This window comes from Micromonospora sp. NPDC051227, from assembly GCF_044455385.1.
Classification (GTDB): domain Bacteria; phylum Actinomycetota; class Actinomycetes; order Mycobacteriales; family Micromonosporaceae; genus Micromonospora.
The window spans coordinates 733,676-758,416 of record NZ_JBITET010000001.1; the positions used below are offsets into that span (position 1 = coordinate 733,676).

Consider the following 24,741-nt stretch of genomic DNA (forward strand, 5'->3'; position numbering starts at 1 on the left):
GGAGGAGCTTCATGAGAAGAAGAAGAGTGACCAACGCCGCCCTGGTGTCGGCCGGTGCCGTCCTGCTGGCGTCGGCAGCGGTCGCCGTGGCGATGCCAGCGGGGGCCGCAGCCGCCGGCTGTGCAGTGAAGTACAGCGTGTCGTCGCAGTGGCAGGGCGGTTTCGGCGCCAACGTCACCATCACCAATCTCGGTGACGCTGTGACGAGTTGGACGCTGACCTGGAACTACAACGCCGGACAGACCGTCACGCAGGCGTGGAACACGACGCTGACGCAGAGCGGCACCACCGTCACCGCCAGGAACGTCAGCTACAACGGGGCCATCCCGACCAACGGGACTGTCTCGTTCGGTTTCAACGGCTCGTGGACCGGCAGCAACCCCGATCCGACCAGCTTCGCGTTGAACGGGGTGGGCTGCACCGGTGGCACCGAGCCGACCCCGCCGCCGACGGACCCGCCGCCCACCACCACCCCGCCGCCGAACGGGCCGGCGGACATCACTGTGAACAGCGCGACCAGGTACCAGACGGTCGACGGCTTCGGGGCCGCGCAGTCGATCTGGGGTAGCGCCTGGTCGACGACGGACACCCAGACGCTGGTCGGGATGGGTGCGAACCAGTTGGGGCTCTCCATCGTGCGGACCGGCCTGTCTCCGGAATCCAGCGAGTGGGCGACGCACGTGAACTCGTTGAAGACGGCGAAGTCGTACGGATCGAACGTGAAGATCCTCGCCTCGCCCTGGACCGCGCCGGCGGCGTGGAAGACCAACAACAGTCGGGTCAACGGCGGCAAGCTGAAGACCGACTACTACGACGACTACGCCAACCACCTGAACAGCTACGTGCAGTACATGCGCGGCCAGGGTGTACCCATCGATGTCACGTCGGTGCAGAACGAGCCGGACTGGCACCCGGACTACGACTCGATGGACTGGAGCGGCACCGAGCTGCGCACCTTCGTGCGCGACCAGGGCACCAAGGTGCAGAACACCAAGCTGATGGTGGCCGAGGCGGTCAACATGAACTACGGCTACACCGATCCGACCCTCAACGACGCGACCGCCCGCAACAACATCGGCTACGTCGGCGGGCACCTGTACGGCACCGAGGAGTCGGGCCGACTGCGGCCGTACTCGCTGGCGGAGCAGCACAACAAGCCGGTGTGGATGACCGAGTGGAACCTGCACGCCGCCGACGGTGGCGGCTCCAACATCTGGGGCAACCCCGCCAACGCGGCGGTCTGGAACGAGACCCTCGACGACATCATGCGCACCGTGCACAAGTCGATGGAGGCCAACTGGAACGCCTACATCTGGTGGTACGGCAAGCGCTACTACTCCTTCATCGGTGACGGTGAGTCGGCGTTCGGCACCGTCGCGGGCGCTCCGCTCAAGCGCGGGTACGCCTTCTCGCAGTACGCGAAGTACGTCCGCCCCGGCTACCAGCGGGTCGCCCTGACGAAGAGCTCGAAGGCCTCACCGCTGGAGGTGACGGCCTACCAGGGGGACGGGAAGATCACCCTGGTGATCCTCAACCGCTCGAACAGCGCGGTCAACAACGCCGTGATCCAGGCCCCGCAGAACGTCAGCCGGGCCGAGCACTACCTCACCTCGCAGAACGCCAACGCGGCCAGCCAGCCGACCAGCGTGAACGGCGGCCAGGCCACCATCAACGTCGGCGCCCGCAGCATCTCCACGCTCGTCTTCACCCTCTGAACACCTCGTTCGCCACGAACACCATCGACGTCGCGGGAGCCCCGGCCACACGCTGGGGCTCCCGCCCGTCGGCGGGCAACCGGTCCAGATGGTCGGCTGCTCAGGTAGCGGTCGGTGGCGCCGTGCTCTGCCGCACCACGAGCTTGGGGACGACCAGCGGCAGACGCTGCGGCACCGTGTCGTCGATGGCCTGGGTGACGGCGGTGATGGCCCGCCGACCGACCGCGTCGAAATCCTGCTGGATCGTCGTCAACGGCGGGATGAGGTAGGGCGCCTCGGGCACGTCGTCGAATCCGACGACAGAGACGTCGTGTGGCACCCGCCGTCCACGCTCGTGCAACGCGCGCAGTACACCGATGGCCATCTGGTCATTGGCGGCGAACACCGCCGTGGCCCCCCGCATCGCACCGATCCGCAGCCCGGCGGCGTAGCCGCTGTGCGCTCTCCAGTCTCCCTCGACCGGCTCCGGCGGGCGTAGGCCCGCGGAACTCATCGCCTGACGCCAACCTTCGAGGCGAGCGCGGGCCTCCGCCCAGTTGAGCGGGCCGCTCACATGCACGATCTCCCGATGCCCGAGGTCGAGGAGGTGCTCGGTGGCCATCCGGGCGCCGAGCACCTGGTCGACGCCGACGGTCACGCTGGCCCTGGACAGATCGCCCTCCACGACGACGAAGGGGACACCCGAGCGCGTCATCCGCACCACCTCGAGGGCCTCGTCGTTGCCGGCGATCATCACGACGCCCTCCACGCCGACGCGCATGAGGTGTTCGGTGGCGTCGCTGAGCGCCCGTACCGTCACCTCGGAGAGGCTCACCGAGGTGGCGAAGTAGCCGGCCGCGCGGGCGGCGTCCTCGACGCTGCGATGGATGCTCGTCGGACCGAACAGCGTCCTGGCGGTGCCGATGATGCCGATCATCCCGGACCGTCCGCGCACCAGCGCGCGGGCGGCCGTGTTGGGGCGGTAGTCGAGTCGTCGGATCGCCTCGAGGACCCGCTCCCGCGTCTCGCGCCTGATGCTGGGTGCCCCGTTGATGACCCGGGACACCGTCTGGTGTGACACGCCCGCCAGGCGAGCGACGTCGGCCATGACCGGTGGCCGGTCGGCCGCTGTCACAGCGGCCTTTGCGTGAACTCGCACTGGCGGGCCGTCCGTTCTTCCATGGAATCAGTTCCTCGTAAACCTCGGCCGATCGTGGCCGTCAGTGTGAGTGACGGGGCACGGCGCTGCCGCTGCCACCGACAAGGAAGTCGAGGTCCGCGCCGCTGTCCGCCTGTAGGACGTGCTCGCTGTAGAGCCGTACCCAACCCCTGTCGGCCACCGGTCCCGGAGGCTGCCAGGCGGTGCGGCGGTGGGCGAGTTCCGCGTCGTCGACCAGGAGGTCCAGGCGGCGCGTCGACACGTCGACGGAGATCAGGTCGCCGGTGCGTACCAGCGCGAGCGGGCCACCCACTGATGCTTCCGGCGCCACGTGCAGGATGCAGGTGCCGTAGCCGGTGCCGCTCATCCGCGCGTCGGAGATCCGCACCATGTCCGTGATGCCGTCGGCGAGCAACCGTCGTGGCATGGGCACGTTGCCCACCTCCGGGAAGCCGGGGTAACCCCGTGGCCCGGCGTTGCGGACGACGATCACCGTGTCGGGGGTGACGTCGAGGTCCGGGTCGTCGGCGGCGACGACGTACTCCTCGATCCGGTCGAAGACGAGCGCCGGGCCGGTGTGCGTGAGGAGGTGGGCGGAAGCGGCGGAGACCTTCAGCACCGCCCCGGACGGCGCGAGCGAGCCGCGCAGCACCACGGTGCCCGAGCCGGCGGGCTGGAACGGCTCCTCCAGGGTGCCGATCACGTCCCGGTTCCAGCACTGGGCGCCGTCGACGTTCTCCTCCACGCTCCTGCCGCTGACGGTGACGTGGTCCATGTGCAGCAGTGGGGCGAGTTCCTTCATCACCACCGGCAGGCCGCCCGCGTAGGCGAAGTCCTCCATCAGGTACGTCCCGGACGGCATGAGGTTGACGAGCATGGGCACGTCGGCGGTGAGGGTGTCGAAGTCCTCCAGCGACAGGGGGACGCCGAGGCGTCCGGCGATCGCGAGCAGGTGCACGACGGCGTTGGTGGAGCCACCGATGGCGGCGTTGACCCGGACGGCGTTCTCGAAGGCCTGCCGGGTGAGCACCGAGGACAACCGTTGGTCCTGTTCGACCATGGCGACGATCCGGCGTCCGGCGGCGTGCGCGAGCGCGTACCGCCGGGAGTCGACCGCCGGCACGGCGGCCGCCCCCGGCAGCTGCACGCCCAGCGCCTCGGTCACACAGGCCATCGTGGACGCAGTGCCCATGGTCATGCAGTGGCCTCGGCTGCGGGACATGCCGACCTCCGCCTCGGAGCAGTCGGCCGCGGTCATCCGACCGGCCCGCATCTCCTCGGTGAAGCGCCAGACGACGGTGCCCGAGCCGATGTCCTGGCCGCGGAACTTGCCGTTGAGCATCGGGCCGCCGGTCAGCATCAGGGTGGGCAGGTCGACGCTCGCTGCTCCCATCAGCAGGCCGGGGGTGGTCTTGTCGCAGCCGGAGAGCAGGACCACCCCGTCGAGCGGGTTGGCGCGGACCGACTCCTCCAGCTCCATCGCCAGCAGGTTGCGGTAGAGCATTGTCGTGGGTCGCATCAGCGGCTCGCCCAGGCTCATCGCCGGGAACTCCAGCGGCAGACCCCCGCTCTCCCACACGCCCCGCTTCACCGACTCGGCGAGGTCGCGCAGGTGGGCGTTGCAGGGTGTCAGCTCCGACCAGGTGGTGGCGATGCCGATCACCGGGCGACCGTCGAAGACGTCGTCCGCGAACCCCTGGTTGCGCATCCAGGACCGATGGATGAACCCGTTGCGGCCTTCCGCACCGAACCACTCCCCGCTGCGCAGCGGTCGATTCGTCGTCGACATCAGCACACCTCTCTGTCATCCGTCCGGCCGCGTCCTGCGCGGCGATCAATGCGCGTGTGGTGGATTGGCTGGTGCGTCGGCGCGGCCTACCGCAGACCTCCGACGGAGAGGCCGCCGCGCCAGTGTCGTTGCAGGCTGAAGAACGCGATGATCAGCGGGATCACGGACACCAGGGAGCCCAGGATGATGAGGCTCCACAGCGAGGTGGTTCCCGCGTTGTTCGCGGACGCGATTCCCTGCCAGAGGCCAAGACCGACGGTGACCGGGAAGAGCCGGTTGTCGGAGAGCATGGCCAGCGGCAGGAAGTAGTTGTTCCAGGACGCCACGGCCGACAGGAGCAGCACGGTGACCACCGCGGGACGCATCAGCGGAAGAGCGATCTGGATGAACGTCCGTATCTCTCCCGCGCCGTCGACCCGCGCCGCGTCCAGGAGTTCGTCGGGCACCGCGTCGCGCGCGTACACGTGCATCAGGTAGACGCCGAACGGGTTGAGCAGCGACGGCAGGATCACCGCCCAGACCGTGTTGGTCATGCCGAGCCGGGAGAACATGATGAAGGTCGGGATGACCAGGGCGGTGGCGGGCACCATCAGCGCGCCGAGCACGACGGCGAAGCTGAAGCGCCGGGCGGCGAAGCGGTACTTGGCGAAGCCGTAACCGGACATCACCGCGAGGACCGTGGCGCCCACGCCGCCGGCGATGGCGTACAGCGTGGAGTTGAGGATCCACCGCAGGTAGATGCCACCGTCGTAGGTGAAGAGCTGCCGGAGGTTGCCGAGGTAGTCGACCTGGTCGGTGAACCACATCGTGTTGCCGCCGCCGAACAGGCCGGGCGCGTCCTTGGAGCTGTTGACGATGACCCACCAGAACGGTACGAGGAAATAGATCACCAGGAAGCCGAGGAGGATCTGCATGGGGAGATAGCGCTGTGGCCGGCGGGCACCGGCGCGGACGCTCGTGGGGGCGGTCATCAGAGGAAGCTCCTCCGCTTGCGGGTCAAGAACAGGAAGGCGTACACGCAGATGAACACGACCCCGCCGAGGGCGAAGGAGATCGCCGACCCGTAGTTGAAGTTGGCGAGCGAGAACGCCTGTTGGTACGCGTACATGTTCGGGGTGAAGTCCGAGCCGATGGTGCCCGCGGCGAGGTACCGCAGGATCTGCGGTTCGTTGAAGAACTGCAGGGTGCCGATGAGCGAGAAGACCAGGATGAGGATCAGGGCGGGCGCGATCAGCGGGATCTTGATCCGCGTCGCGATCTGCCACCGCCCGGCGCCGTCCATCCGGGCCGCCTCGTAGAGCGTCGGGTCGACTCCCTGCAACGCCGCGTACAAGATGATCATGTAGTAGCCGGCCCACTGCCAGGTGACGACGTTGAGCAGCCCGTAGAAGATCAGGTCGCTGCCCAGGAAGTCGGGTGCGGTGGCGCCGAACAGCCCGAAGATGTCGGTGAGCGGGCCGAAGCCCCTGCTGTAGAGGAACCCCCACATCACGGCCCCGATCACGGTGGGGATCGCGTACGGCAGAAAGATCATGAGGCGGGAGAAGCGAGCGAACAGGGTGGTCACCGAGTCCAGGATGAGGGCCAGCGCGAGTGCGATGACGATCTGCAGCGGGATCGAGACCAGCGAGAAGCGGATGACGAACCACACCCCGGACAGGAAGCTCGGGTCGGTGAACGCCTTCATGTAGTTGTCGAAGAGGACGAAGCTGGTGCCGCCGATCAGCTTCTTCTGGAACAGGCTGAGGTACAGCGCGTATCCCAGCGGTGCGATGAGGAACGCCAGGAAGACGAGAGCGAATGGCCCGACGAAGAGCCACCCCATCAGGTGTTCGCGGAGGTGCACCTTGCCACGGATCTTGCGCGTCTCAGGCTGAGGACGCGGTGCGCGCTTCTCGGTCAGGAGTGTCATCTTGGTCTCCGGGACGTGGACGCTGAGGGGGGGCGGGTGGGCCGGCCGGCCGGTGCCGGCGCGGCCCACCCATCCGGTCACTGAACGGTGAAGCCTTGTTCCTTGGCGTACTTCGCCACGTCCTCCTGGAGCCGGTCGGCAGCCTGCGAACCGGTGACGGAGCCCTTGATGATCTCGCTGACCTGCTTCGTCATGGCGTCCAGGTAGTACTGACCGAACGGTGCGTACGCGACGCCCTTGTAGGCCTCGGCGGCGGGGAGGTAGACCTCCTTGTTCGCCTGCTGGCCGTCGAAGAACGCCACCTTCAGGTCGGCGAACGCGGGGTCCTTGAGCGCCGTGAGGTTCAACGGGAAGATGATCTGGTTGGTCCAGCCGTCGGTGAGTGACTCCTTGTCGGCGTAGAGACCGTAGGCGACCTTCGCGGCCAGCTCCGGCTTCTTCGCCTGCTTGGTCACCGAGAAGGCCGACCCTCCCCAGTTCACCTGCACCGGGTTGGCCGGGTCCCACTGCGGCAGCGGCGCCACAGCGAACTTGCCGGTGTCCTGCCCCTTACCGACGCCCGCGCCGGTGAGGTAGCCGGGTGCCCACGCCGCCGAGATGTACGTCGCGTAGTTGCCGTTGATCACGCCGGAGATGTACTCCGGGGTGAACTGGTCCTGCGTACCGACCAGGCCCTTCTTGGCAAGGCCGCCCCAGTAGTCCAGCACGTCCTTGGACGCCTGGTCGTTGAGCTTCACGCCGATCGCCTTCGGCTGCGCCGGGTCATAGGTGAAGGGCGAGGCACCCTTCTGGATCTGCAGCGCCATCAGGACCGCCGGGACGTTCGCGCCGAGATCCCCGAACAGTGGGCCACCGGCGTCCTTCACCTTCTGCGCGGCCTGCTCGTACTCGGCCCAGGTCTTCGGCGGAGTGATCTTGTACTTGTCGAAGATGTCCTTGCGGTAGATCATGCCCATCGGGCCACCGTCGACCGGGACGCCGTAGACCTTGTCGCCGACCGACACGTCCTTCCAAGCGCCCTCGCCGTAGTTGGCCTTGACCGCGTCGTAGCCGTACTGCTTGATGTCGATGAGCGCGCCCTGGATCTGGAAGGTCGGGATCCGGTCCGCCTCGACCATGATCACGTCGGGCGCGCCGGTGCCCGCCGAGATGGCGGTCTGAAACTTGTCGTATTCGTCGCCGCCCTGCCCGACGTTGGTCCAGCAGACCTGCACGTCGTCGTGCAGCTTGTTGAAGTTGTCGACGACGAGCTGGGTGTTGGGGTACCACCCCCACATCGTCACGACCGGCACGTTCTGCTTGGTGATGGTGTTCGTGCAATTGCTCGCGTCGCTGCCGCCCTCGTCGGAGGAGCAGGCGACGAGACCGGTCCCCGCCGCGAGCATGGCTACCGTGGCGAGTATTCGTCTTCTCTTCATTGAGATGGTTCCCTTCGGCGATGGCGGTGCACTGCATCCATGCGCTGGCGGACGCCACCGGGGGCAGGAAGCCCTGCTCCCGGTGGCGTCGCCAGCGACGGCTCCTAGCGCTTGAACAGACGGGGCGCCAGGTCGATGAGGTTCTTCTGCCACACGTCCCAGCCGTGCGGCCCGGGGGTGACCCCGTCGAACTCGTAGCGGATACCGAGGTTGTTCAACGTGGTCAGCGATGCCATGAAGCTCGGGTACACGAAGTCGGTCTGGTCACCGACGTAGAGGCGCAGCATCTTGGTGCCGTTGTTGATCGCCGCCACGTCGACGCCGGTGCCGCTGCCGAAACCGGCCGAGAACGCGGCGACGTAGGCGAACTCGCCCGGGTAGGTCCGCAGCACCCCGAACGCCTGCCCGCCGCCCATCGACAGGCCCGCGAGGGCCTGCTGCGACGGATCGCTGGAGATGTTGTAGCGGGCACGGGCCGTCGGGACGATGTTCTCCCGCAACTCGCTGTTGAAGTTCGACGAGTTGCCGTTGCCCATCACGACAACCATCGGCGTGAGGTCGCCGTCGAGGAACTGATTGTCGAGGATCTGCTTGGCACGGCCCATCTCGACCCAGTCCGTGTAGTTCTGGCCACCGCCGTGCTGGAGGTAGAGGACGGGGTACGGCTGCGCCCGGTTCGGGTCGTACCCGGGTGGGGTCCAGACCAGCGCGGTCCGGTCCTGGCCGGCCACCGTGCTGGTGTAGGTCATGCTCTCGACCTTCCCGCCCCGATCGGCGGGTACGTCCGAGAGCAGTCGGGCACCCGGCCCGGGGATGAAGAAGGTGCTCCACATCGGTTCGGTGGTGACAGTCGTCGGGTTGGAGGTGTCCTTGACCGCGACCCGGTCCACGATCAGCCGGTAGTAGTAGAACCAGGGCTTCAGCGGGCCCACGGTTGCCCGCCACCGGTCGCCGTCGCGGGTCAGTGGCAGTCGCAACCAGCTGCCGCCCGGCGCAACGTTCGCCCAGACCGTGACGTGCTGAGCGTCAGTGAAGTCAGTGGTGGTCTCGAAGGTGACGAACCCGTCCTCGGTGACGAAGGGCGTCGGGGTGGTGCCGGCCGGCGGCGGGGTGAACTCCCGCTTGAGCGGCTGGTGACCGGGGCTCGGCCCGTGGTCGGCCACGTGCCGGAACAACCGCGGCACGAAGTCGACGAGGTTCTCCTGCCAGGTGGTCCAGGTAGCGCCGCCGTCGGGGTTGACCCCGTCGAACTCGAACCGGACGTCGGCGCGGGCCAACGCCTTCGTCAGCCGGTAGGTGGTGTTGTACGCGGGATCGGTGACGTTGCCCGTGTACAGGCGGAGCAGCTTGACGCCGCGGTTGATCGCCTTGGCGTCCTTCCGGTCGAGCTCCGGAGCCGACGTGCCCGAGAACCAACCGACGTAACCAAACTGACCCGGCTTGGTGAGCGCTGCCTGCAACGCCTGCGTGCCGCCGTCGGACACACCCGCGATCGCCTGGTGCGCCGGATCGCGAAGGACCCGGAAGTTGTCGGTGACAGCCTTCCGGAGGTCCTTCAACTCCTTGTCGTCCGAGGCGTTGGCATTGTTGATCACCACCACCATCGGGCTCATGGCTCCCGCGGCCGAGAGGTTGTCGAGGATCTGCTTGGATCGGCCGAGGTCGAGCCAGTCGGTGGCGGCGACACCGTCACCCGACTGCAGGAAGAGCGCCGGGTATCCCTTCGGGCCCTTGGCCGCGTAACCCGGTGGCGTCCAGACCAGGGCGGAGCGCTGTGCGTTCCTGGTCCGATAGGTCAGCGTCTCGATCTTTCCGCCGGTGCCGGCTGGCGCGTCGAGCAGCCACCGTGCCGAATCACCCGCGACGAGGAAGGTGCTCAGGAGCGGGTTGGACGCGACACTGGTGCTGTTCGTCGGGTCCTTGATGGTTTTGGTGTCGTCGGCTGTGACCTGGTAGTTGTACAGCCCGGGCTCCAACGCGCCGAGAACACCCGACCACACGTCACCCCGACGGGTCAGACCGAACTCCGCCCAGCTGGCCGACGGACCGAAGTTTCCCTCGACGACGACCTGCGAGACGGTGCCCAGGTTCTCCTGGACGTACGCCGCCGGGACGGCGAACGTGGCGTAGCGGTCCGCGGAGACGTTCAGCCACGGCGTGTCCGCCGCGGCTGGTTGCGGCGCGATGAGCACCGCCGCGGTGGCGATGACCCCGGCGGTGAACGCCGCCGAGAGCCGCCGACGTACGCCCAGACGGCGTAAGCGCCCGTGATAATGTTCGGTAGTCACACTCCACTCCTTTCATGTGCCGGCAGCGGATGCGACCCGACTGACCGGCTCAACTCAACTGTGGATCTGGCCGTGTGTGCTGCGGGCGCCTCCTTCAGGCTGCTGCCACGGGCACACCAACCTGATCGCTCTGTCGGGAGCGACCAGGCTCGTGCACCAATGGGCTGATGTCATGGTCGTGGCGCGCTCTTCGGTGGTGCGGTGGAGTCGCGCACGACGAGGCTGGTCGGAAGCACTATCTGGCCCGGCTCGTCCCACTCGCCGGTCACCAGTGACTTCAGCATCCGCGCGGCTTCGTACCCGAGCTGATACATCGACTGGTCCACAGTGGTCAGACCTGGCTGGGTCAACGCCGACTCGGGAATGTTGTCGAACCCCACGACGGACAGGTCCCCCGGCACCGAGAACCCCAGCTCCCTGGCGACCTCCAGAACCTTGAAGGCCATCCCGTCGCTCGCCGCGAAGATCGCCGATGGCGGGTCCGGTCGTTGCAGCAGGACGCGCGCCAGCGGAGTCGCCGACTCGGGGTTGAAATCTCCTCGGCCGATCAGTGTCGGGTCGACCGGAACCCCGGCGGTGGTCAGCGCGGCCCGGTATCCCTCCTCCCGCGCCCAGGCCGAGGCCAGGCTGTCGCGGCCGGCGATGAACCCGATGCGCCGATGGCCCAGGCCGAGCAGGTGCTCGACCGCCGTGGTGGCGCCCGCGAGGTTGTCGGAAATCACCGAGGGCCCCGTCGAGCCCCGCACCGGGTCGATGGCCACGACCGGCGTCCGACTCCGGACCTCGCCCCAGGGCGTGACGACGATGCACCCGTCGGTGAGGGTGCCCGACAGGCGGGTCAGGTGCCGCTGCTCCCAACCCTCCGAATACGACCCGTAGAGGTCACTGTTGGCGTAGATGATCAGATCGAAGCCCGAGCGGCTCAGCGCCTTCATCACGCCCTTGAGCACTTCCGCCGTGTACGACTGGAAGCTGTGCGCCACCAGGCCCAGAACGTTGGTGCGGCTGCGCCGAAGGCTGGTGGCCACCAGGCTCGACTCGTAGCCGAGCTGCTCGATGGCGGAGCGCACCTGAGCGACCGTGCGAGCGCTGACGCCGTAATGCCCGTTGACGACGCGCGAGACCGTGGCGGTGGAAACGCCAGCAGCTCGGGCGACATCACTCATTGTTACCGGCGCATTGACTTCAATCATGCCGCTCTCTCTGGACTGCAATCGTTATCGGTTACGTTTCCAGGATGTTGCCAACGTAACTGAGAACGATTACGAACACAAGACCTCTTCGTCCTTACCCGACCATCGCGAAAAACGTCCTAACTGGACGCCACCGAGGGCGGGATTGACGCTCGGATGCCGTTGCGGATAACGCAATCGGCATCCTCCGCCGGGGGTCGAAGTGGGGCCCGGTTTACGCGCCGGTGCCACCCGTTGACAACAGGACGGCACGCTCCGTCAAGAACCATTCCCGGACCCGGGTGAACGATCACAGTTGCCGAACTTCGACGGTCCCGGTAAAGACCTTCGACGTCGGCCGGTCCGGGTCCGTACTGATGACAAAGGTGCCGGCATGGGTATGGTCGACAGCCGAGAAGCCGACGTACACCTCGATCTGCCCTACCTCCACCGCGTACGCCATGCTCCGGTCGTAGAAACCGAGCTGGCCGGTGGGGAGCGCGAACCGTACCGCCACCCGCTGGCCGGCGGCGGCCTCGACGCGGGCGAAGGCCTTCAGCTCCAGCACCGGCCGGGTGATCGTGGCCTGTGGGTCGCGGACGTAGAGCTGCACTACCTGCTCCCCCGCCCGGTGTCCGGCGTTGGTGACAGTGACCTCGACACCGACGCTGTCCCCGGCGCGGACCTCGGCGCGGACCTCGGCGCACTCCACCGTGGCGTCCTCGATCACGAACGAGGTGTACCCGAGGCCGTGGCCGAAGGCGTATCGCGGGGCGACCGGCGAGTCCACGTAGTCGCCGTGCCAGTGTGACCGCCCGCCGGACACCTTGTGGCCGTAGAAGACGGGGATCTGGCCCACGCCGCGGGGGTACGAGATCGGCAACCTTCCGCTCGGGTTCACCGCACCGAGGAGCACCTCGGCGATCGCCTGCGCCCCGGTCTCCCCCGGCAACCAGGCCATCAGCACGGCGGCGCACTCCTCGTGCAGGAAGTCACTACCGACGGGTCGGCCGGCGACGAGCACCGCCACGACGGGCGTGCCGGTGGCGACGACGGCACGCAGCAGCTCTTCCTGCACGCCCGGCAGGTCCAGACTGGACCGATCCCGCGACTCCCCCGTGGTGGCTTCGCGCGTCACTCCCGAACGGTCCCCCAGGACCAGCACCGCGACGTCGGCCGCCGCGGCGACCGCGACCGCCTCGGCGAACCCCTCGGTCGACGGATCGAGCACGTCGCAGCCCGGAGCGAAGCGCAGCCGGTCGCCCAGCCGCGCCGCGAGTTCGTCACGCACCGTCGGCACACCGTCGGTGCTCTCGTCGATCTCCAGATCATCCGGGATCGTCATCATCTCGCCGAGCAGGCCACGCCGCTCACGCGCCGCGGCCAACGCCTCGATGTGGGCCGCGAACGAGTAGTCACCGAGCAGGTGTCGGGCGTCGTCGGCGTTCGGGCCGATAAGCGCGACAGTTCCGGCTTCCCCGAGCAGCGGCAGGACGCCGTCGTTCTTGAGCAGGACGAGGCTGCGGCGGGCGATCTCCAGCGCCACGTCCCGGTGCCGCTCGGCGTTGGCCGTCGCAGCGGCCGCGTCCTCGTCGACGTACGGGTTCTCGAAGAGCCCGAGTTCGACCTTGTGCCGAAGGATCCGTGCGACAGCCTCGTCGAGCTGGGCTTCGCTGACCTCGCCGGCGTCCAGAGCGCGGGTGAGGGCATCCGCGTACGCGTCCGTCGCCGGAAGCTCGACGTCCACGCCCGCGCCGAGGCCCACCGTCGCGGCCTGCTGCTTGTCCTGTGCGAAGTGGTGGTACGAGTGGAGGTCGTTGACGGCGAAGTAGTCGGAGACCACGCTGCCCGTGAAGCCCCACTGCCCACGCAGGACGTCGGCGAGGAGCTCCTGGTTGGCATGGCACGGGACGCCGTCGAGCTCGTGGTAGCCGGCCATCACCGATTGGAGCCCGCCGTCGCGGACCGCCGCCTCGAACGGGTACAGGTACACCTCGCGCAGCAGACGCGGCGGCAGGTGGGCCGGCGCCCAGTTCAGCCCACCCTCGGACGCCCCGTAGCCGACGAAGTGCTTGGCGGTGGCGAGGACGCCGTCGGTCAGGTCGGCGCCCTGCAGGCCCCGGACGAACGCCACCCCCATCCGGGACACCAGGTACGGGTCCTCGCCGTAGGTTTCCTCCGTCCGGCCCCACCGTGGGTCGCGCACCACGTCCAGCACCGGCGAGAGCCCCTGGTGGCTTCCCATGGCGCGCATCTGTGCGCGAACGGTGTCCGCCAGCTGCCGGTTGAGCTCCGGAGCCCAGGTGCTCGCGACGCCGATCGCCTGCGGGAAGATGGTCGCCTCGCGGGCCATGACCCCCGAGCAGACCTCCTCGTGCACTATGGCCGGGATCCCCAGCCGGGTCTCGCTGACCAGGAAGCGCTGGATCGCGTTGGCGGCCCGCGCCACCTGCGCCGCCTTCAGGCTGGTCGCCCCCGCGACGCGGGTCACGTGCCCCAGGCCGTGTCGAAGGATCGGCCGGGCCCGCTCCGCCGCGAACCGTCCGCCCTCCAGCAGGGTGAACGCCCACGTGCTGCCGAGTTGCGCGAGCTTCTCCTCGCGGGTCATCCGGGCCAGCAGATCCGACACCCGTTCGTCGACGGGCGCTGTCGGATCCGCGTAGGTCGCCTCGATCTCCGGCTCAACAGTTGTCACCCGGTCACCCCAATCACCGCGACAAGCTGGTCTTTCGGCCCCGTCGGTCACCACGCCGCCGGCGCCTGGACGCGCGCTGCGGACGACGCCCGGGAAGCGGTGGCGGCGAGGCGGGCGGAAGCGGACACCCGGTCAGCTGGGGCGACACGGCCTTGGGGCCGCGCCAGCCGGACATTGATCCAGGTGCCGTGTTCCCTTACGTAAACGTAATCGGTAACGTTTACATAGATCGAGAACGTAATCGAAGACGATCACGTTGTCCAGAGCTCACACCGCCTCCACCACCCCTCGGTCCCGGCGCTCGGGCAGAGACCTTCGCGTCGGACCTGCACGAAGGGAGCCAGCCCTGAACACCCACCTCGACAGCGCGCCGGAGAACGGCGTGAACACGGCCCGCCTGACCCTGGACCCCCGCCGACGCGTCGCACCGGTGCCACGTCGACTCTTCGGCTCGTTCGTCGAGCACCTGGGTCGCTGCGTCTACACCGGAATCTACGAGCCGGGGCACCCGACGGCCGACGCCGACGGCTTCCGGGGCGACGTCCTCGCGCTGGTGCGCGAGTTGGGCGTCACCACGGTCCGCTATCCCGGCGGCAACTTCGTCTCCTCCTACCGCTGGGAGGACGGCGTCGGCCCGGTCGACAAACGACCGGCGAGGCTCGACCTCGCCTGGCACAGCCTGGAGACCAACGCGTTCGGGCTGGACGAGTTCATGCGGTGGGTCGGCAAGGCCGGTGTGGATCCGATCATGGCGGTCAACCTCGGCACCCGTGGCACCGCCGAGGCCGTCGACCTGCTCGAGTACGCCAATCACCGCGGTGGGAGCCAACTCGCCGACCAGCGCCGCGACAACGGCGCCGTCGATCCCTACGGGATCAGGCTGTGGTGCCTGGGCAACGAGATGGACGGCCCGTGGCAGGTGGGTCAGCGCAGCGCGACCGAGTACGGGCGACTCGCGGCGCAGACCGCGAAGGCCATGCGCCGCTTCGATCCCGATCTCGAACTCGTCGCCTGCGGCTCCTCACACCTCGGTATGCCGACCTTCGGCAGCTGGGAGCGTGACGTGCTGACCGAGGCGTACGACGACGTGGACCTGATCTCGCTGCACGCGTACTACCAGCCGGTCGACGACGACCTGGCCAGCTTCCTCGCCTCGGCCGAGGACATGGACAGGTACATCGACGCCGTCACCGCCATCGCCGACTCGGTCGGAGCGATCCGTCGGTCGACCAAGAAGATCATGATCGCGTTCGACGAGTGGAACGTCTGGTACCAGTCCGCCGCCCCGTCCACGCCCCCGAGCGGCGAGGACTGGCCGGTCGCGCCGCCCCTGCTGGAGGACCACTACAGCGTGGCCGACGCGGTCGTCGTCGGCGGCCTGCTCATCAGCCTGCTGCGGCACAGCGACCGGGTGAGCGCGGCGTGCCAGGCCCAACTGGTCAACGTCATCGCACCGATCATGACCGAGACGGGCGGCTCGGCCTGGCGGCAGACCATCTTCCACCCCTTCGCCCGCACCGCCCGGCACGCTCAGGGCACCGTGCTGGACGTGCTGCGCGAGGGCAGCACGACGACCACCGACCGCTACGGTGAGATCGACGCTGTCGACGCGGTCTCCACCTGGGACGACACCACCGGGGAGATGACCGTCTTCCTCGTCAACCGCGCCCTCGAAACCCCGGCCGAGGTGACCATCGACGTCGCCGGCGCGCAGGTCAGCGACATCATCGAGTGCGTCACCGTCGGCGGCACCGACCTGCACGCCAAGAACACGGCCGACGGACCGGACCACGCCGCGCCGCGCCCCAACGGCACGGCACGCGGCGCCGACGCCAGCGTCCAGCTCACTCTTCCGCCGGCGTCCTGGACCATGCTGCGCCTGCGCGCCACCGACACGACCCCGTGATCGGCTGACGAACGGTCCCGGACGTGCCCCGGCCGCGCCCACCCTGGCTCTACCAGGGGCACGCGGCCGGGGCTTCCCCACCACAGGGAGTACGGGGTTCGGCCTGGGACTACCGGGCGTCGACCGGATCGCTCCGGGAGTCGTTGAAGAGCTTGTCGCCCTGGTAGCGGGCGACCACCGGCGCGTTCAGCTCACCATGGACGGTCTTCTTCAGCCGGGCGACGCCGTGGTGCACCGGAACCGACCCGAGGTGCGTGTCACCCGCGTAGAAGTCGACAGTGCCGGAGGGCGCCGACGTGCTGGTGCTGACCGTGCCGACAGTCGCGGTGGCGGCGACCTTCGTGTGGTGCGACAGGCCCGCCGATGACGTGGTGACGTCGAGATCAGTGGTGGTGGCCCGGAACGTCAGGGTGCGCAGGTAGTGGTTCAGCAGCGGACGCCACACCTGCCAGGTGTGCACGCCCGGCACGTTGTACTCGTCCAGCCCGACGCCGGCGGCCCGCAGGGCGGCGGCGTTGCGCTGCGAGTTCTCGGCGATGTTGCCCAGGCGGTCCTGCAGCCCGGTGCCGATCATGATGCCGCCGGCCACCGCCTTCATGCTGTCGACCTGGGCCTGGGTGGCTGCCGGGCCGCCCGCGCTCCAGGCCGCGTGGTAACCGAACAGGTCGGTGTGGTTGTACATGATGGTGTACGCCCGGCTGCCGCCGGCGGAGAAGCCGGCGAACGCGCGGTCCTGCGCCCGGGTCGAGACGCGGTAGTTCTGCTCGACGAACGGGAAGATGTTGTTCCGCAGTTCGTTGACGTAGCCCTCGTTGCCACCGGGGAGGCCGTTGAAGTCGGTGGACACGATCACCATGGGCTGCGCCGCACGTTCCTTGATCGCGTTCTCCAGGATGAGGTGCGCCACGCCCTGCATCGTCCAGGCGGTCGAGTGGTCGCCGCTGCCGTGGCTCAGGCGTGGCCCGGTCGGGGTCGTAGCCGTGCGGGAGGTAGACGACGATGTCGTGGACTCCCGCCGGGTTGGTCGACAACGGCGAAATGTACCGCCGGGACTCCAGCCGGCCGACCTTGGCGACCGGCGCCTGGTAACCGGTGTCGTACGTCGGGAACTTCCGACTGGCCGGGACGTAGATCGTGCTGCCCACCGCGCCGGGTGCTCCTGGGTACTGCGGCTGGATCTGCCACCTGTTGGCCGGGTCGTCGTGCAGGGCACAGCCGGTGGCGAGCTCGTTGGCGCGGCGGCGCAGTCGTGGGTGAACGCTTGACGCCCTCCCTGCCCTGAAGGGCGGAGATTCCGGTCTGCTACGCCCCCGAAGGGGCAAGCTCCCGGCGGGTTACCGCTTCCCTGCGCGGTGCCGGCACGGGTGCCGGTCTTACCTGCGCTCCACGGTCGTTGAGGTCCGCCCGTCCGGCGGCCCTGATGTTCTTGGCGGCGTTCACGTCTCGGTCGTGCAGGCTGCCGCATGGGCAGCCCCACGTCCGGACGTTGAGCGCCAACTTGTCGTTAATCCGGCCGCAGTCCGAGCACATGCGGGTCGACGGAAAGAACCGATCTACCCGGGCGAAGGTGCGCCCGCGCCGGGCGGCCTTGTACTCCAGCATGGCCGCGAACTGCGACCACCCAGCGTCGTGCACCGACTTCGCCAACCGTGTCCGAGCGAGACCGGTCACGCACAGGTCCTCGACGAACACCGCTTGGTTGTCGCGGATGATCTGCGTCGAAAGCTTGTGCTGCCAGTCCCGCCGGGTGTCGGCCACCTTCGCGTGCGCGCGGGCGACCTTCCGGACGGCCTTCTTGCGGTTGTTGCTACCCCGCTGCTTGCGGGACAAGCCCTGCTGCAACCGGCGCAGCTTGCGGGCTGCACGGCGCGGGAACTTCGGCGCGGTCACCTTCGTCCCGTCGGACATCACGGCGAAGTGCGTCAACCCCAGGTCGATGCCGACCTCCGAGTCCAGCTCGGGCAACGACTGGTCGGCGGTCTGCACCACGAACGAGGCGAAGTGCCGACCGGCGGCGTCTCGGAGCACCGTCACCGACGTCGGCGCAGCCGGCAGCTCCCGCGACCAACGGACTTCCAGGTCGCCGATCTTCGGCAGCCGCAGTCGACCGTTGTCGAGGACCTTGAACCGGGCGTTGGCGGTGAACCGGACGGCCTGCCGGCTGTCCTTACGGGACCGGAACCGGGGAGCGGCGACCTTGCGACCCTTACGCTTACCCGACAACGAGGCGAAAAAGTTGCGGTACGCGGTGTTCAGGTCCGCGAGGGCCTGCTGCAACACCACCGACGACACATCGCCCAGCCACGCCCGCTCCGGCGTCAACTTCGCCACGGTAACCCGCTTGGACAGCTCGGCGTCTGTCGGATACGGCAGGCCAGCCTCGTGTGCTTCCTGTCGCACGCGCAGCCCGTCGTTGAACACCACCCGCGCGCACCCGAACGCCTTCGCCAGCGCCTCACGCTGGGCGCCATCCGGGTAGAGCCGGTAGTTGTACCGAAGCTGCACGGGGTCGAATCTAACACTGGTCTATGGCCGACCTCGGAGACGTCCGCACTGGTAGACGGTCCGGCCCAGGGGCGCGGGGGGTGCGGCCGAGGCGGGCGGGGCGGTGACGGCGGCGAGCAGCGCGAGCATCAGCCGGCGGGCCGATGCCGGCCTCAGGGGACGGGGAAGTGCGACGGGCATGTTCCTGCTCCCTCTTCGGCGTGTGGTTCGACCGCACCGAGCGGCGGACCGACCATTCGATGGCGAGGTGGAGGGGATACCAGTAACGAGCGATGCAGCATGCGAGCGCTAACATCGTTCCCTGTCGAAACAGAACCATGAATTGCATTGACGGTCAAGATGGGGTCTGAAAATCTGGGGCAGAGAAATTGCGTCAAAAACAATTCGGGCACGCTTCAGCGGCGCCAGAGCGACTGGCGCACGAATTCACTGTCGAGTCGATATCGTCAAGGAATTCGCGCGCCAGTCGCAGGTGCCCCGAAACGCGCCCGGGAGAGACCGGCAGACGCGGTTATTCGACCGCTGGCTGCAACCTCCCGTCGACTCGCCGGGAGATGGCGGTGTACTCGTCGCGCAACTCCTCGGGGAGGACCCAGGCCGGGGCGTCCTGCCACGCCAGCGGGCGGAGGAACCGTCGGATCGATGTGGCGCCCACCGACGTGTGCACGGCGTTGGTCGACGGCCACGGTCCACCGTGGTGCTGGGCCCACGACACCCGGACACCGGTGGGGTAGCCGTCGAAGACGATGCGACCCGCGCGGGCGGCGAGCACGTCGACCAGTCGGCGTACGACGTCGGCATCGTCGCCCGGTCCGCGGTGAAGCGAGCCGGTCAGCGACGGCGGGACGGTGGCCAGCGCGGCGTCGAGGTCGGCGGCGTCGTCGTAGCGGACCACGATCAGGAGCGGGCCGAAGCACTCGTCGGCGATCTCGGCGGTCAGGCCGGCGAGGCCGACCTCCAGCAGGGTCGGGGCCACTGTGAAGCCCGGGCCGGGTTCGACAGTGGGCCGCGCCGACACCCGGGCGCCGGCCCGCTCGAACTCGGTGGACCGGTCCTCGTACGCGTCCCGGATGCGCTCGTTGAGCAGGACCGTGCCGCCCGACGCGTCGACTCTCGCCCGCAGCGCATCGACCAGGCCGTCGCCACCCGGATCCGACGGAACGAACGCCAGGCCGGGCTTGGTGCACAACTGACCGCCCGAGTTCGTGAAGGAGCCGAACAGTCCCTCGGCGATCTGGTCTGCTCGGGCGGCGGCCGCGTCGGGCAGGACCACGATCGGGTTCACGCTGCTCAGTTCGGCGTACAGGGGAATGGGGTCGGGTCGTTCGTCGATGGCCGCCTGGATGGCGCGGGCGGCGTTGACCGAGCCGGTCAGGGCGGCCGCCCGGATCGCCGGGTGGCGCACCAGCGCGCGACCGGCCTGCTCCCCGTACACGGTCGCGACGACACCCTCGGGCCCGCCGAGGTCGCGGACGGCCGCCTCGATCGCGGCGGCGGAGGCGTGCGAGGTCAGCGGGTGGGACGGGTGGGCCTTCAGGATCGTCGGACACCCGGCGGCGAGCGCGGCGGCCGTGTCACCGCCGGCGACCGAGAAGGCGAACGGGAAGTTGCTGGCCCCGAAGACCGCGACCGGTCCGAGGGGGACGAGCATCCGCCGCAGGTCCGGGCCGCGGCCGAGCGGTGTGTCGGCGGCGTGGTCGATGGTGGCCTCGACGTACGCTCCGTCGCGCAGCACATCGCCGAACATTCGGAACTGGAGCGCCGCCCGGGTGAGTTCGCCGTCGAGTCGCGCGTGGCTCAGCCCGGTCTCCGCCTCGGCGGCAGCGACCAGATCCACCCGACGGGACTCCAGCGACGCGGCGATCGCGTCCAGCAACTCCGCGCGGCCGAGCCTCCCGCGCGCGGCCAGCCACTGCGCCGCCGGGGACGTCTGGCCGGCGATCACCTCCAGCCGAGACTCGTCGGTCTCGGTGAGCTCCGTCGCGCGACGCTGACCGTCGCGCGGATCGACAGTGATGACCACGTTCACAGCAGTCCTCTCCTTACCAGATTGCCCATGAGATCGCGGACGCCGAAGTGCCAGGGCTCGCACTCCTCCGCGTGCCGCACCCGGTTGACCAGGGTGCCGAGCGCCGGGCAGCTGATCCGTACCACGTCGTCGACCTTGTGGGTGAAGCCCTCGCCGGGGCGGTCCCGGTCCTGGATGGGCGCGAACATGGTGCCGAGCATCAGGGCGGCGCCGTCGGGATAGTGGTGGTGCGGCCCGATCAGCTGCCGGACCAGCTCCTCGGGATCACGCGACATCTGCGTCATCTCCGAGACCGCCTCCAGGTGGAAGCCGTCCTCGCCGCGAACCTCCAGGCGCACCTCGAGTTCACGTACCCGATCCATGCCGAACCGGTCGTCGAAGAGCCGGATCAGGGGGCCGAGGGCGCAGGAGGCGTTGTTGTCCTTCGCCAGGGGAAGCAGGAGCGCCGAGCGGCCCTCGATGTCGCGCAGGTTCACGTCGTTGCCGAGGGTGGCGCCGACAATTCGGCCACTCGACTGGACGATGAGCGTGACCTCGGGTTCCGGGTTGTTCCAGGTCGACGCGGCGAGCACGCCGACCGGAACGGCGGTGCCGACGGCGGAGAGGATCTGCCCCTTGGTGAAGATCTCGGCGTCCGGGCCGATGCCCACCTCCAGGTACTGGCTCCACATGCCCTCGGCGACCAGCAGACTCTTGAGCCGATCCGCCTCCGGCGAGCCCGCCTCCAGGCTGTGCAGGTCGACACCGACGTCGGCGAGCATGCGGTGCCGGATGTCCGCCGCCAGTGCCAGGTCTCCCCGCGCCCGTTCCTCGATCACCCGCTCGATCATGGAGATCGGGAAGGTCACGCCCGCGGCCTTGAGCGCCTGGAGGTCGACCGGGGCGAGCAACCAGGGCCGGCCACGGTCCCGGGTCGCGGCCCCCGTGTTGGCCAGCATCTCCCCGAAGTCGCCCACCCTCGGCCCGTCGAGCCCGGCCACCGTCGCGGCGGGATCGGGCAGCTCGCAGATGTCGCGGACGGTTGGGAACCGGTGGCTGATGTCGATGACCTCGCCGTCGCGGACTGTCACCGGTGAGGGGCCGTCGCCGGACGGGTCCCAGATCCGGCCGATGAGGACGCTGTCGGCATCGTCCGGCAACGTTTCGGCGGCGGTACCGACCCAGTCCTCGGCCGCGGCCGACCCCCGGGGCCGTGGCAGCGTCATGAGTCGCTCTCCAGGTTGAAGAAGGACCGCTCGTCGCGGGGACGGATGTCGAAGACGGCGTCCTGGAACATCCGCAGCGGGTGCGGTGTGAACGGATGCTGCTCGATCGCGGTGAGATCCAGCTCGATGCCCAGGCCGATCCCGGTCGGGATGAGGATGTCGCCGTCGTCGGTCAGCACCAACCGCTCGTTGGTGATCTCGGGACGCCAGGGCACGTCGGTCGCCATGATCTCCAGGTACCGGAAGTTGGGCAACGTCGCCCCGAGTTGCAGCGTCGCGGCGGTGCTGAGTGGACCACTCGGGTTGTGCGGTGCGAAGCCCACGTAGCTGGTCGCGGCGAGCGTGGAGATGAAGGCCAGCTCGGCGATCCCGCCGGCGTGCGTCACGTCGGGCTGGACGAAGTCGACCGCCTGGCGGGCCAGCGCCGGCGCGAAGCCCTGTCTCCCGTACCACCGCTCCCCCGCGGCGATCGGCACCGGCGACGCGCGACGGATGTCGACGAGCGCATCGAGGTTGTCCGGTGGGCAGGGCTCCTCGAACCACACCGGGTCGAACTGGGCGATCTCGTTGGCGACCTTGATGGCGTGGCGGACGTCGAAGCGGCCGTGCCCCTCGACGAACAGCTCCACCTCGCGGCCCACCGCCTGACGGACGGCGTCGATCTGGGCCAGCACCCGGTCCAACTGCGCGGTGGTGATGGTCAGGTCGTAGTTCTCGAACGGGTCCCACTTGAGGCCCCGGAAGCCCGACTCCACAGTCCGGCGCGCGGCGGCCGCGTAGTCCTCAGGCGTGACGGCACCGGAGAACCAACCATTCGCGTACGCGCGGACCCGGTCGCGGGTCGCGCCGCCGAGAAGCCGGGAGACCGGTACGCCGAGCTCGCGCGCCGAGATGTCCCACAGGGCCATCTCCAGCGAGCTCAACGCCGTCATGATCACCGGCCCGCCGCGCCAGTACCAGTCCCGCGCGGTCTCGTAGAGGATCTTCGAGATGCTGGTGGGGTCCAGGCCCACCACCGCCTCGGCCAGTTCGGCGATGGCACCCTGGACGGCACGTTCCTTGCCCTCCAGGGTGGCCTCACCGAGCCCGATGATCCCCTCGTCGGTGTGGACCCGCACGATGACGAGGTTCGTACGGTAGAAGTCGACGACCAGTGTGTCGACAGAGACGATCTTCATTTTTCGGCTCAACCCTTCACCGCACCGGCGGTCATGCCGGACACCACGTACTTCTGCACCAACAGGTAGAAGGCGACGGCGGGCAGCGTGAACAGGAAGGCGACAGCCATCACCGTCTGGATCGGTGTACCCAGTTCGCCGATGAAGTTCGCGATGCCGACGGAGGCGGGCTGCAGATCGGGGTTGAAGATGAACGTCACCGCGAACACGTACTCGTTCCAGGCGTGGAAGAAGGCGATGACCGCGGTGGCCGCGATCGACGGCGCGATGAGCGGCACGTTGATGCGGGTCAGGGTGGTGAAGGGCCGGGCGCCGTCGGCGCGCGCGGCCTCCTCCAGCTCCTTCGGGATGCCGTCGATGGCGCCCTTGAGGATCAGCGCGACGATCGGCAGGACGAAGGCGGAGTTCACCAGGACGAGGCCGGTCAGCGAGTCGAGCAGTTCGAAGCGGCGGAACAGCGCGAACAGCGGGACGACCATGAGCGCCTCGGGAAGCATCTGCGTGAACAGCAGCACGACGGTCAGCACGGCCTTGCCCCAGAACGAGAACCGGGACAGCGCGTAGCCGAGCGGGATGCCCAGGCCGACGGAGAGCACCATCGTGCCGACGGCGATGATCAGGCTGTTCAGCAGCCACCCGGCCGCCTTACCCTCGGCCAGCGCATCCACGAAGACCCCGAACTGGCCGAGGTCGGGCGTGAGGCGGGGCTGATCGGCGAAGAGGTCGCTGTTGCTGGACAGCGCCGTGACGAACATCCAGTACAGCGGGAACACCGCGACGCCCAGCACGACGAGCACGGCGACGATCCGTGCGGTGACACCGAATCGGAAGCGCCTCATCGGACGTCCCCCTTCTCCACGGCACGGGCGACCAGGCGGCTGCCGATGATGACGATGAGCGAGACGACGACGCCGACCATTCCGATGGCCGCCGCCGATCCGAGTTCCTTCGAGTCGAACGCCTGCGAGTAGAGGTCGATGACGAGCGTCTCGGTGGCGCCGACCGGTCCGCCCTTGGTCATCAGCCAGATCAGCTCGAACCGCCGCAGCGACCAGATCGTCATCAGCAGGGCCAGCAGGCCCACTGTCGGCTTGATGACCTGCCAGGTGACCGCGCGAAAGGTGGCCCATCGTCCGGCGCCGTCCACTGTCGCGGCCTCGTTGAGGTCCTGCGGAACGGATTGCAGGGCGGAGAGCAGCACCACGGAGGTGAACGGGAACAGCTGCCAGATGGTCGTGGCGAGCACCGCCGGGAGGGCGTAGCGCGAGCTGTCCAGGATGGCGCCACCCGGGACGCCGAGCCCGACCGCGTCGAGGAACCGGTTCACGATGCCGTACTGCGCGTTGAGCATCCAGGTGGCGATGAGGGCGACCGCGATGCCCGGAGCGGCCCAGGGGACGGTCACCAGCGCCCGTGCCAGGCCCCGGCCGCGGAATTTCTTGTTGAGCAGGAGCGCGACGGCGAGTCCGGCGCCGATCGCGACGACCACACAGGTGATCACGTAGACGAAGGTGATCAGCAGGGTGCGGTGGAATTCGGGGTCGCCGAAGATCCGGTTGAAGTTGTCGAGCCCGACCCACTCGCTGCGGGTGGGGTTGAGCAGCCTCGTCCTGGTGAAGCTGAGGTACACCTCCTGCACGAGGGGTACGGCCTGGAAGACGAGGATGAACAGGGCGGCGGGTGCCAGGAAGAGGTACGGCGTCCACTTGCTACCCAGCGGGCTGGGCCGACGCCGGGGTCGGCCCGGGGTTGTTGTCTTCGGTGCTCCGGTCTGCTCGACCACAGTCATCG

At 68.7% G+C, this 24,741-nt stretch carries 17 protein-coding genes; 2 read left to right on the forward strand and 15 right to left on the reverse strand.

Annotation, left to right across the window (positions count from 1 at the left end; translation table 11 throughout):
- The first annotated feature begins 11 nt into the window (after positions 1-11).
- Positions 12-1,715 (forward strand): cellulose binding domain-containing protein, encoded by a 1,704-nt coding sequence (locus ACIA47_RS03400; RefSeq protein WP_396705077.1) that lies wholly within the window; start codon positions 12-14, stop codon positions 1,713-1,715.
- Between the two features lie 100 nt (positions 1,716-1,815).
- On the opposite strand, the gene ACIA47_RS03405 is transcribed toward ACIA47_RS03400, so the two are convergent.
- The 8 genes from ACIA47_RS03405 to ACIA47_RS03440 form a co-directional block, all read right to left on the reverse strand.
- The gene (locus tag ACIA47_RS03405) at positions 1,816-2,802 is read right to left on the reverse strand and encodes a LacI family DNA-binding transcriptional regulator (protein ID WP_203119871.1); all 987 of its coding nucleotides are present in this window, start codon (positions 2,800-2,802) and stop codon (positions 1,816-1,818) included.
- Between the two features lie 112 nt (positions 2,803-2,914).
- Positions 2,915-4,642 (reverse strand): IlvD/Edd family dehydratase, encoded by a 1,728-nt coding sequence (locus ACIA47_RS03410; protein ID WP_396705079.1) that lies wholly within the window; start codon positions 4,640-4,642, stop codon positions 2,915-2,917.
- Positions 4,643-4,728: 86 nt separating this feature from the next.
- Complete coding sequence (locus ACIA47_RS03415) at positions 4,729-5,613, reverse strand: carbohydrate ABC transporter permease (protein ID WP_396705081.1); 885 nt, start codon at positions 5,611-5,613, stop codon at positions 4,729-4,731.
- The gene (locus ACIA47_RS03420) at positions 5,613-6,554 is read right to left on the reverse strand and encodes a carbohydrate ABC transporter permease (protein WP_396705083.1); all 942 of its coding nucleotides are present in this window, start codon (positions 6,552-6,554) and stop codon (positions 5,613-5,615) included. Before ACIA47_RS03420 ends, ACIA47_RS03415 begins: the two co-directional genes overlap by 1 nt.
- 77 nt (positions 6,555-6,631) lie before the next feature.
- On the reverse strand, positions 6,632-7,972 hold the full coding sequence (locus tag ACIA47_RS03425; RefSeq protein ID WP_396705085.1) for an ABC transporter substrate-binding protein: 1,341 nt from the start codon (positions 7,970-7,972) through the stop codon (positions 6,632-6,634).
- 104 nt (positions 7,973-8,076) lie between these two features.
- The gene (locus tag ACIA47_RS03430; RefSeq protein ID WP_396705087.1) at positions 8,077-10,260 is read right to left on the reverse strand and encodes an alpha/beta hydrolase-fold protein; all 2,184 of its coding nucleotides are present in this window, start codon (positions 10,258-10,260) and stop codon (positions 8,077-8,079) included.
- A gap of 170 nt (positions 10,261-10,430) precedes the next feature.
- Positions 10,431-11,453, reverse strand: a complete 1,023-nt coding sequence (locus tag ACIA47_RS03435; RefSeq protein WP_396705089.1) for a LacI family DNA-binding transcriptional regulator — start codon at positions 11,451-11,453, stop codon at positions 10,431-10,433.
- Positions 11,454-11,742: 289 nt separating this feature from the next.
- Positions 11,743-14,127 carry a glycoside hydrolase family 3 N-terminal domain-containing protein gene (locus tag ACIA47_RS03440; protein ID WP_396705091.1) on the reverse strand — a complete coding sequence of 795 codons (2,385 nt, stop codon included), beginning with the start codon at positions 14,125-14,127 and terminating at the stop codon, positions 11,743-11,745.
- Positions 14,128-14,509: 382 nt separating this feature from the next.
- On the opposite strand from ACIA47_RS03440, the gene ACIA47_RS03445 reads away from it, so the two are divergent.
- Complete coding sequence (locus ACIA47_RS03445) at positions 14,510-16,033, forward strand: alpha-N-arabinofuranosidase (protein ID WP_396705093.1); 1,524 nt, start codon at positions 14,510-14,512, stop codon at positions 16,031-16,033.
- A 109-nt stretch (positions 16,034-16,142) separates the two neighbouring features.
- Here ACIA47_RS03445 and ACIA47_RS03450 read toward each other — a convergent pair whose 3' ends face one another.
- The 7 genes from ACIA47_RS03450 to ACIA47_RS03480 form a co-directional block, all read right to left on the reverse strand.
- Positions 16,143-16,940 (reverse strand): alpha/beta hydrolase-fold protein, encoded by a 798-nt coding sequence (locus tag ACIA47_RS03450; protein ID WP_396705095.1) that lies wholly within the window; start codon positions 16,938-16,940, stop codon positions 16,143-16,145.
- A 395-nt stretch (positions 16,941-17,335) separates the two neighbouring features.
- Positions 17,336-18,538 (reverse strand): RNA-guided endonuclease InsQ/TnpB family protein, encoded by a 1,203-nt coding sequence (locus tag ACIA47_RS03455; RefSeq protein WP_396705097.1) that lies wholly within the window; start codon positions 18,536-18,538, stop codon positions 17,336-17,338.
- Positions 18,539-19,049: 511 nt separating this feature from the next.
- Entirely contained in the window at positions 19,050-20,567 is a 1,518-nt protein-coding gene (locus tag ACIA47_RS03460) for an aldehyde dehydrogenase family protein (protein ID WP_396705099.1), read from the reverse strand.
- Positions 20,564-21,772 (reverse strand): fumarylacetoacetate hydrolase family protein, encoded by a 1,209-nt coding sequence (locus ACIA47_RS03465; RefSeq protein WP_396705101.1) that lies wholly within the window; start codon positions 21,770-21,772, stop codon positions 20,564-20,566. The genes ACIA47_RS03460 and ACIA47_RS03465 overlap by 4 nt, the downstream gene beginning before the upstream one ends.
- A complete protein-coding gene (locus ACIA47_RS03470) occupies positions 21,769-22,950 on the reverse strand; it encodes a mandelate racemase/muconate lactonizing enzyme family protein (RefSeq protein ID WP_396705103.1) in 1,182 nt (393 codons plus the stop codon). Before ACIA47_RS03470 ends, ACIA47_RS03465 begins: the two co-directional genes overlap by 4 nt.
- An 8-nt stretch (positions 22,951-22,958) precedes the next feature.
- Positions 22,959-23,789 carry a carbohydrate ABC transporter permease gene (locus ACIA47_RS03475; protein ID WP_091399805.1) on the reverse strand — a complete coding sequence of 277 codons (831 nt, stop codon included), beginning with the start codon at positions 23,787-23,789 and terminating at the stop codon, positions 22,959-22,961.
- Positions 23,786-24,739 (reverse strand): carbohydrate ABC transporter permease, encoded by a 954-nt coding sequence (locus tag ACIA47_RS03480; protein WP_396705105.1) that lies wholly within the window; start codon positions 24,737-24,739, stop codon positions 23,786-23,788. Before ACIA47_RS03480 ends, ACIA47_RS03475 begins: the two co-directional genes overlap by 4 nt.
- Between the last annotated feature and the right edge of the window lie 2 nt (positions 24,740-24,741).

Coding starts and splice junctions, on each gene's coding strand:
- ACIA47_RS03400 (WP_396705077.1), top strand. CDS start 12: ATGAGAAGAAGAAGAGTGACCAACGCCGCCCTGGTGTCGGCCGGTGCC.
- ACIA47_RS03405 (WP_203119871.1), bottom strand. CDS start 2,802: ATGGCCGACGTCGCTCGCCTGGCGGGCGTGTCACACCAGACGGTGTCC.
- ACIA47_RS03410 (WP_396705079.1), bottom strand. CDS start 4,642: ATGTCGACGACGAATCGACCGCTGCGCAGCGGGGAGTGGTTCGGTGCG.
- ACIA47_RS03415 (WP_396705081.1), bottom strand. CDS start 5,613: ATGACCGCCCCCACGAGCGTCCGCGCCGGTGCCCGCCGGCCACAGCGC.
- ACIA47_RS03420 (WP_396705083.1), bottom strand. CDS start 6,554: ATGACACTCCTGACCGAGAAGCGCGCACCGCGTCCTCAGCCTGAGACG.
- ACIA47_RS03425 (WP_396705085.1), bottom strand. CDS start 7,972: ATGAAGAGAAGACGAATACTCGCCACGGTAGCCATGCTCGCGGCGGGG.
- ACIA47_RS03435 (WP_396705089.1), bottom strand. CDS start 11,453: ATGATTGAAGTCAATGCGCCGGTAACAATGAGTGATGTCGCCCGAGCT.
- ACIA47_RS03465 (WP_396705101.1), bottom strand. CDS start 21,772: ATGACGCTGCCACGGCCCCGGGGGTCGGCCGCGGCCGAGGACTGGGTC.
- ACIA47_RS03470 (WP_396705103.1), bottom strand. CDS start 22,950: ATGAAGATCGTCTCTGTCGACACACTGGTCGTCGACTTCTACCGTACG.
- ACIA47_RS03475 (WP_091399805.1), bottom strand. CDS start 23,789: ATGAGGCGCTTCCGATTCGGTGTCACCGCACGGATCGTCGCCGTGCTC.
- ACIA47_RS03480 (WP_396705105.1), bottom strand. CDS start 24,739: ATGACTGTGGTCGAGCAGACCGGAGCACCGAAGACAACAACCCCGGGC.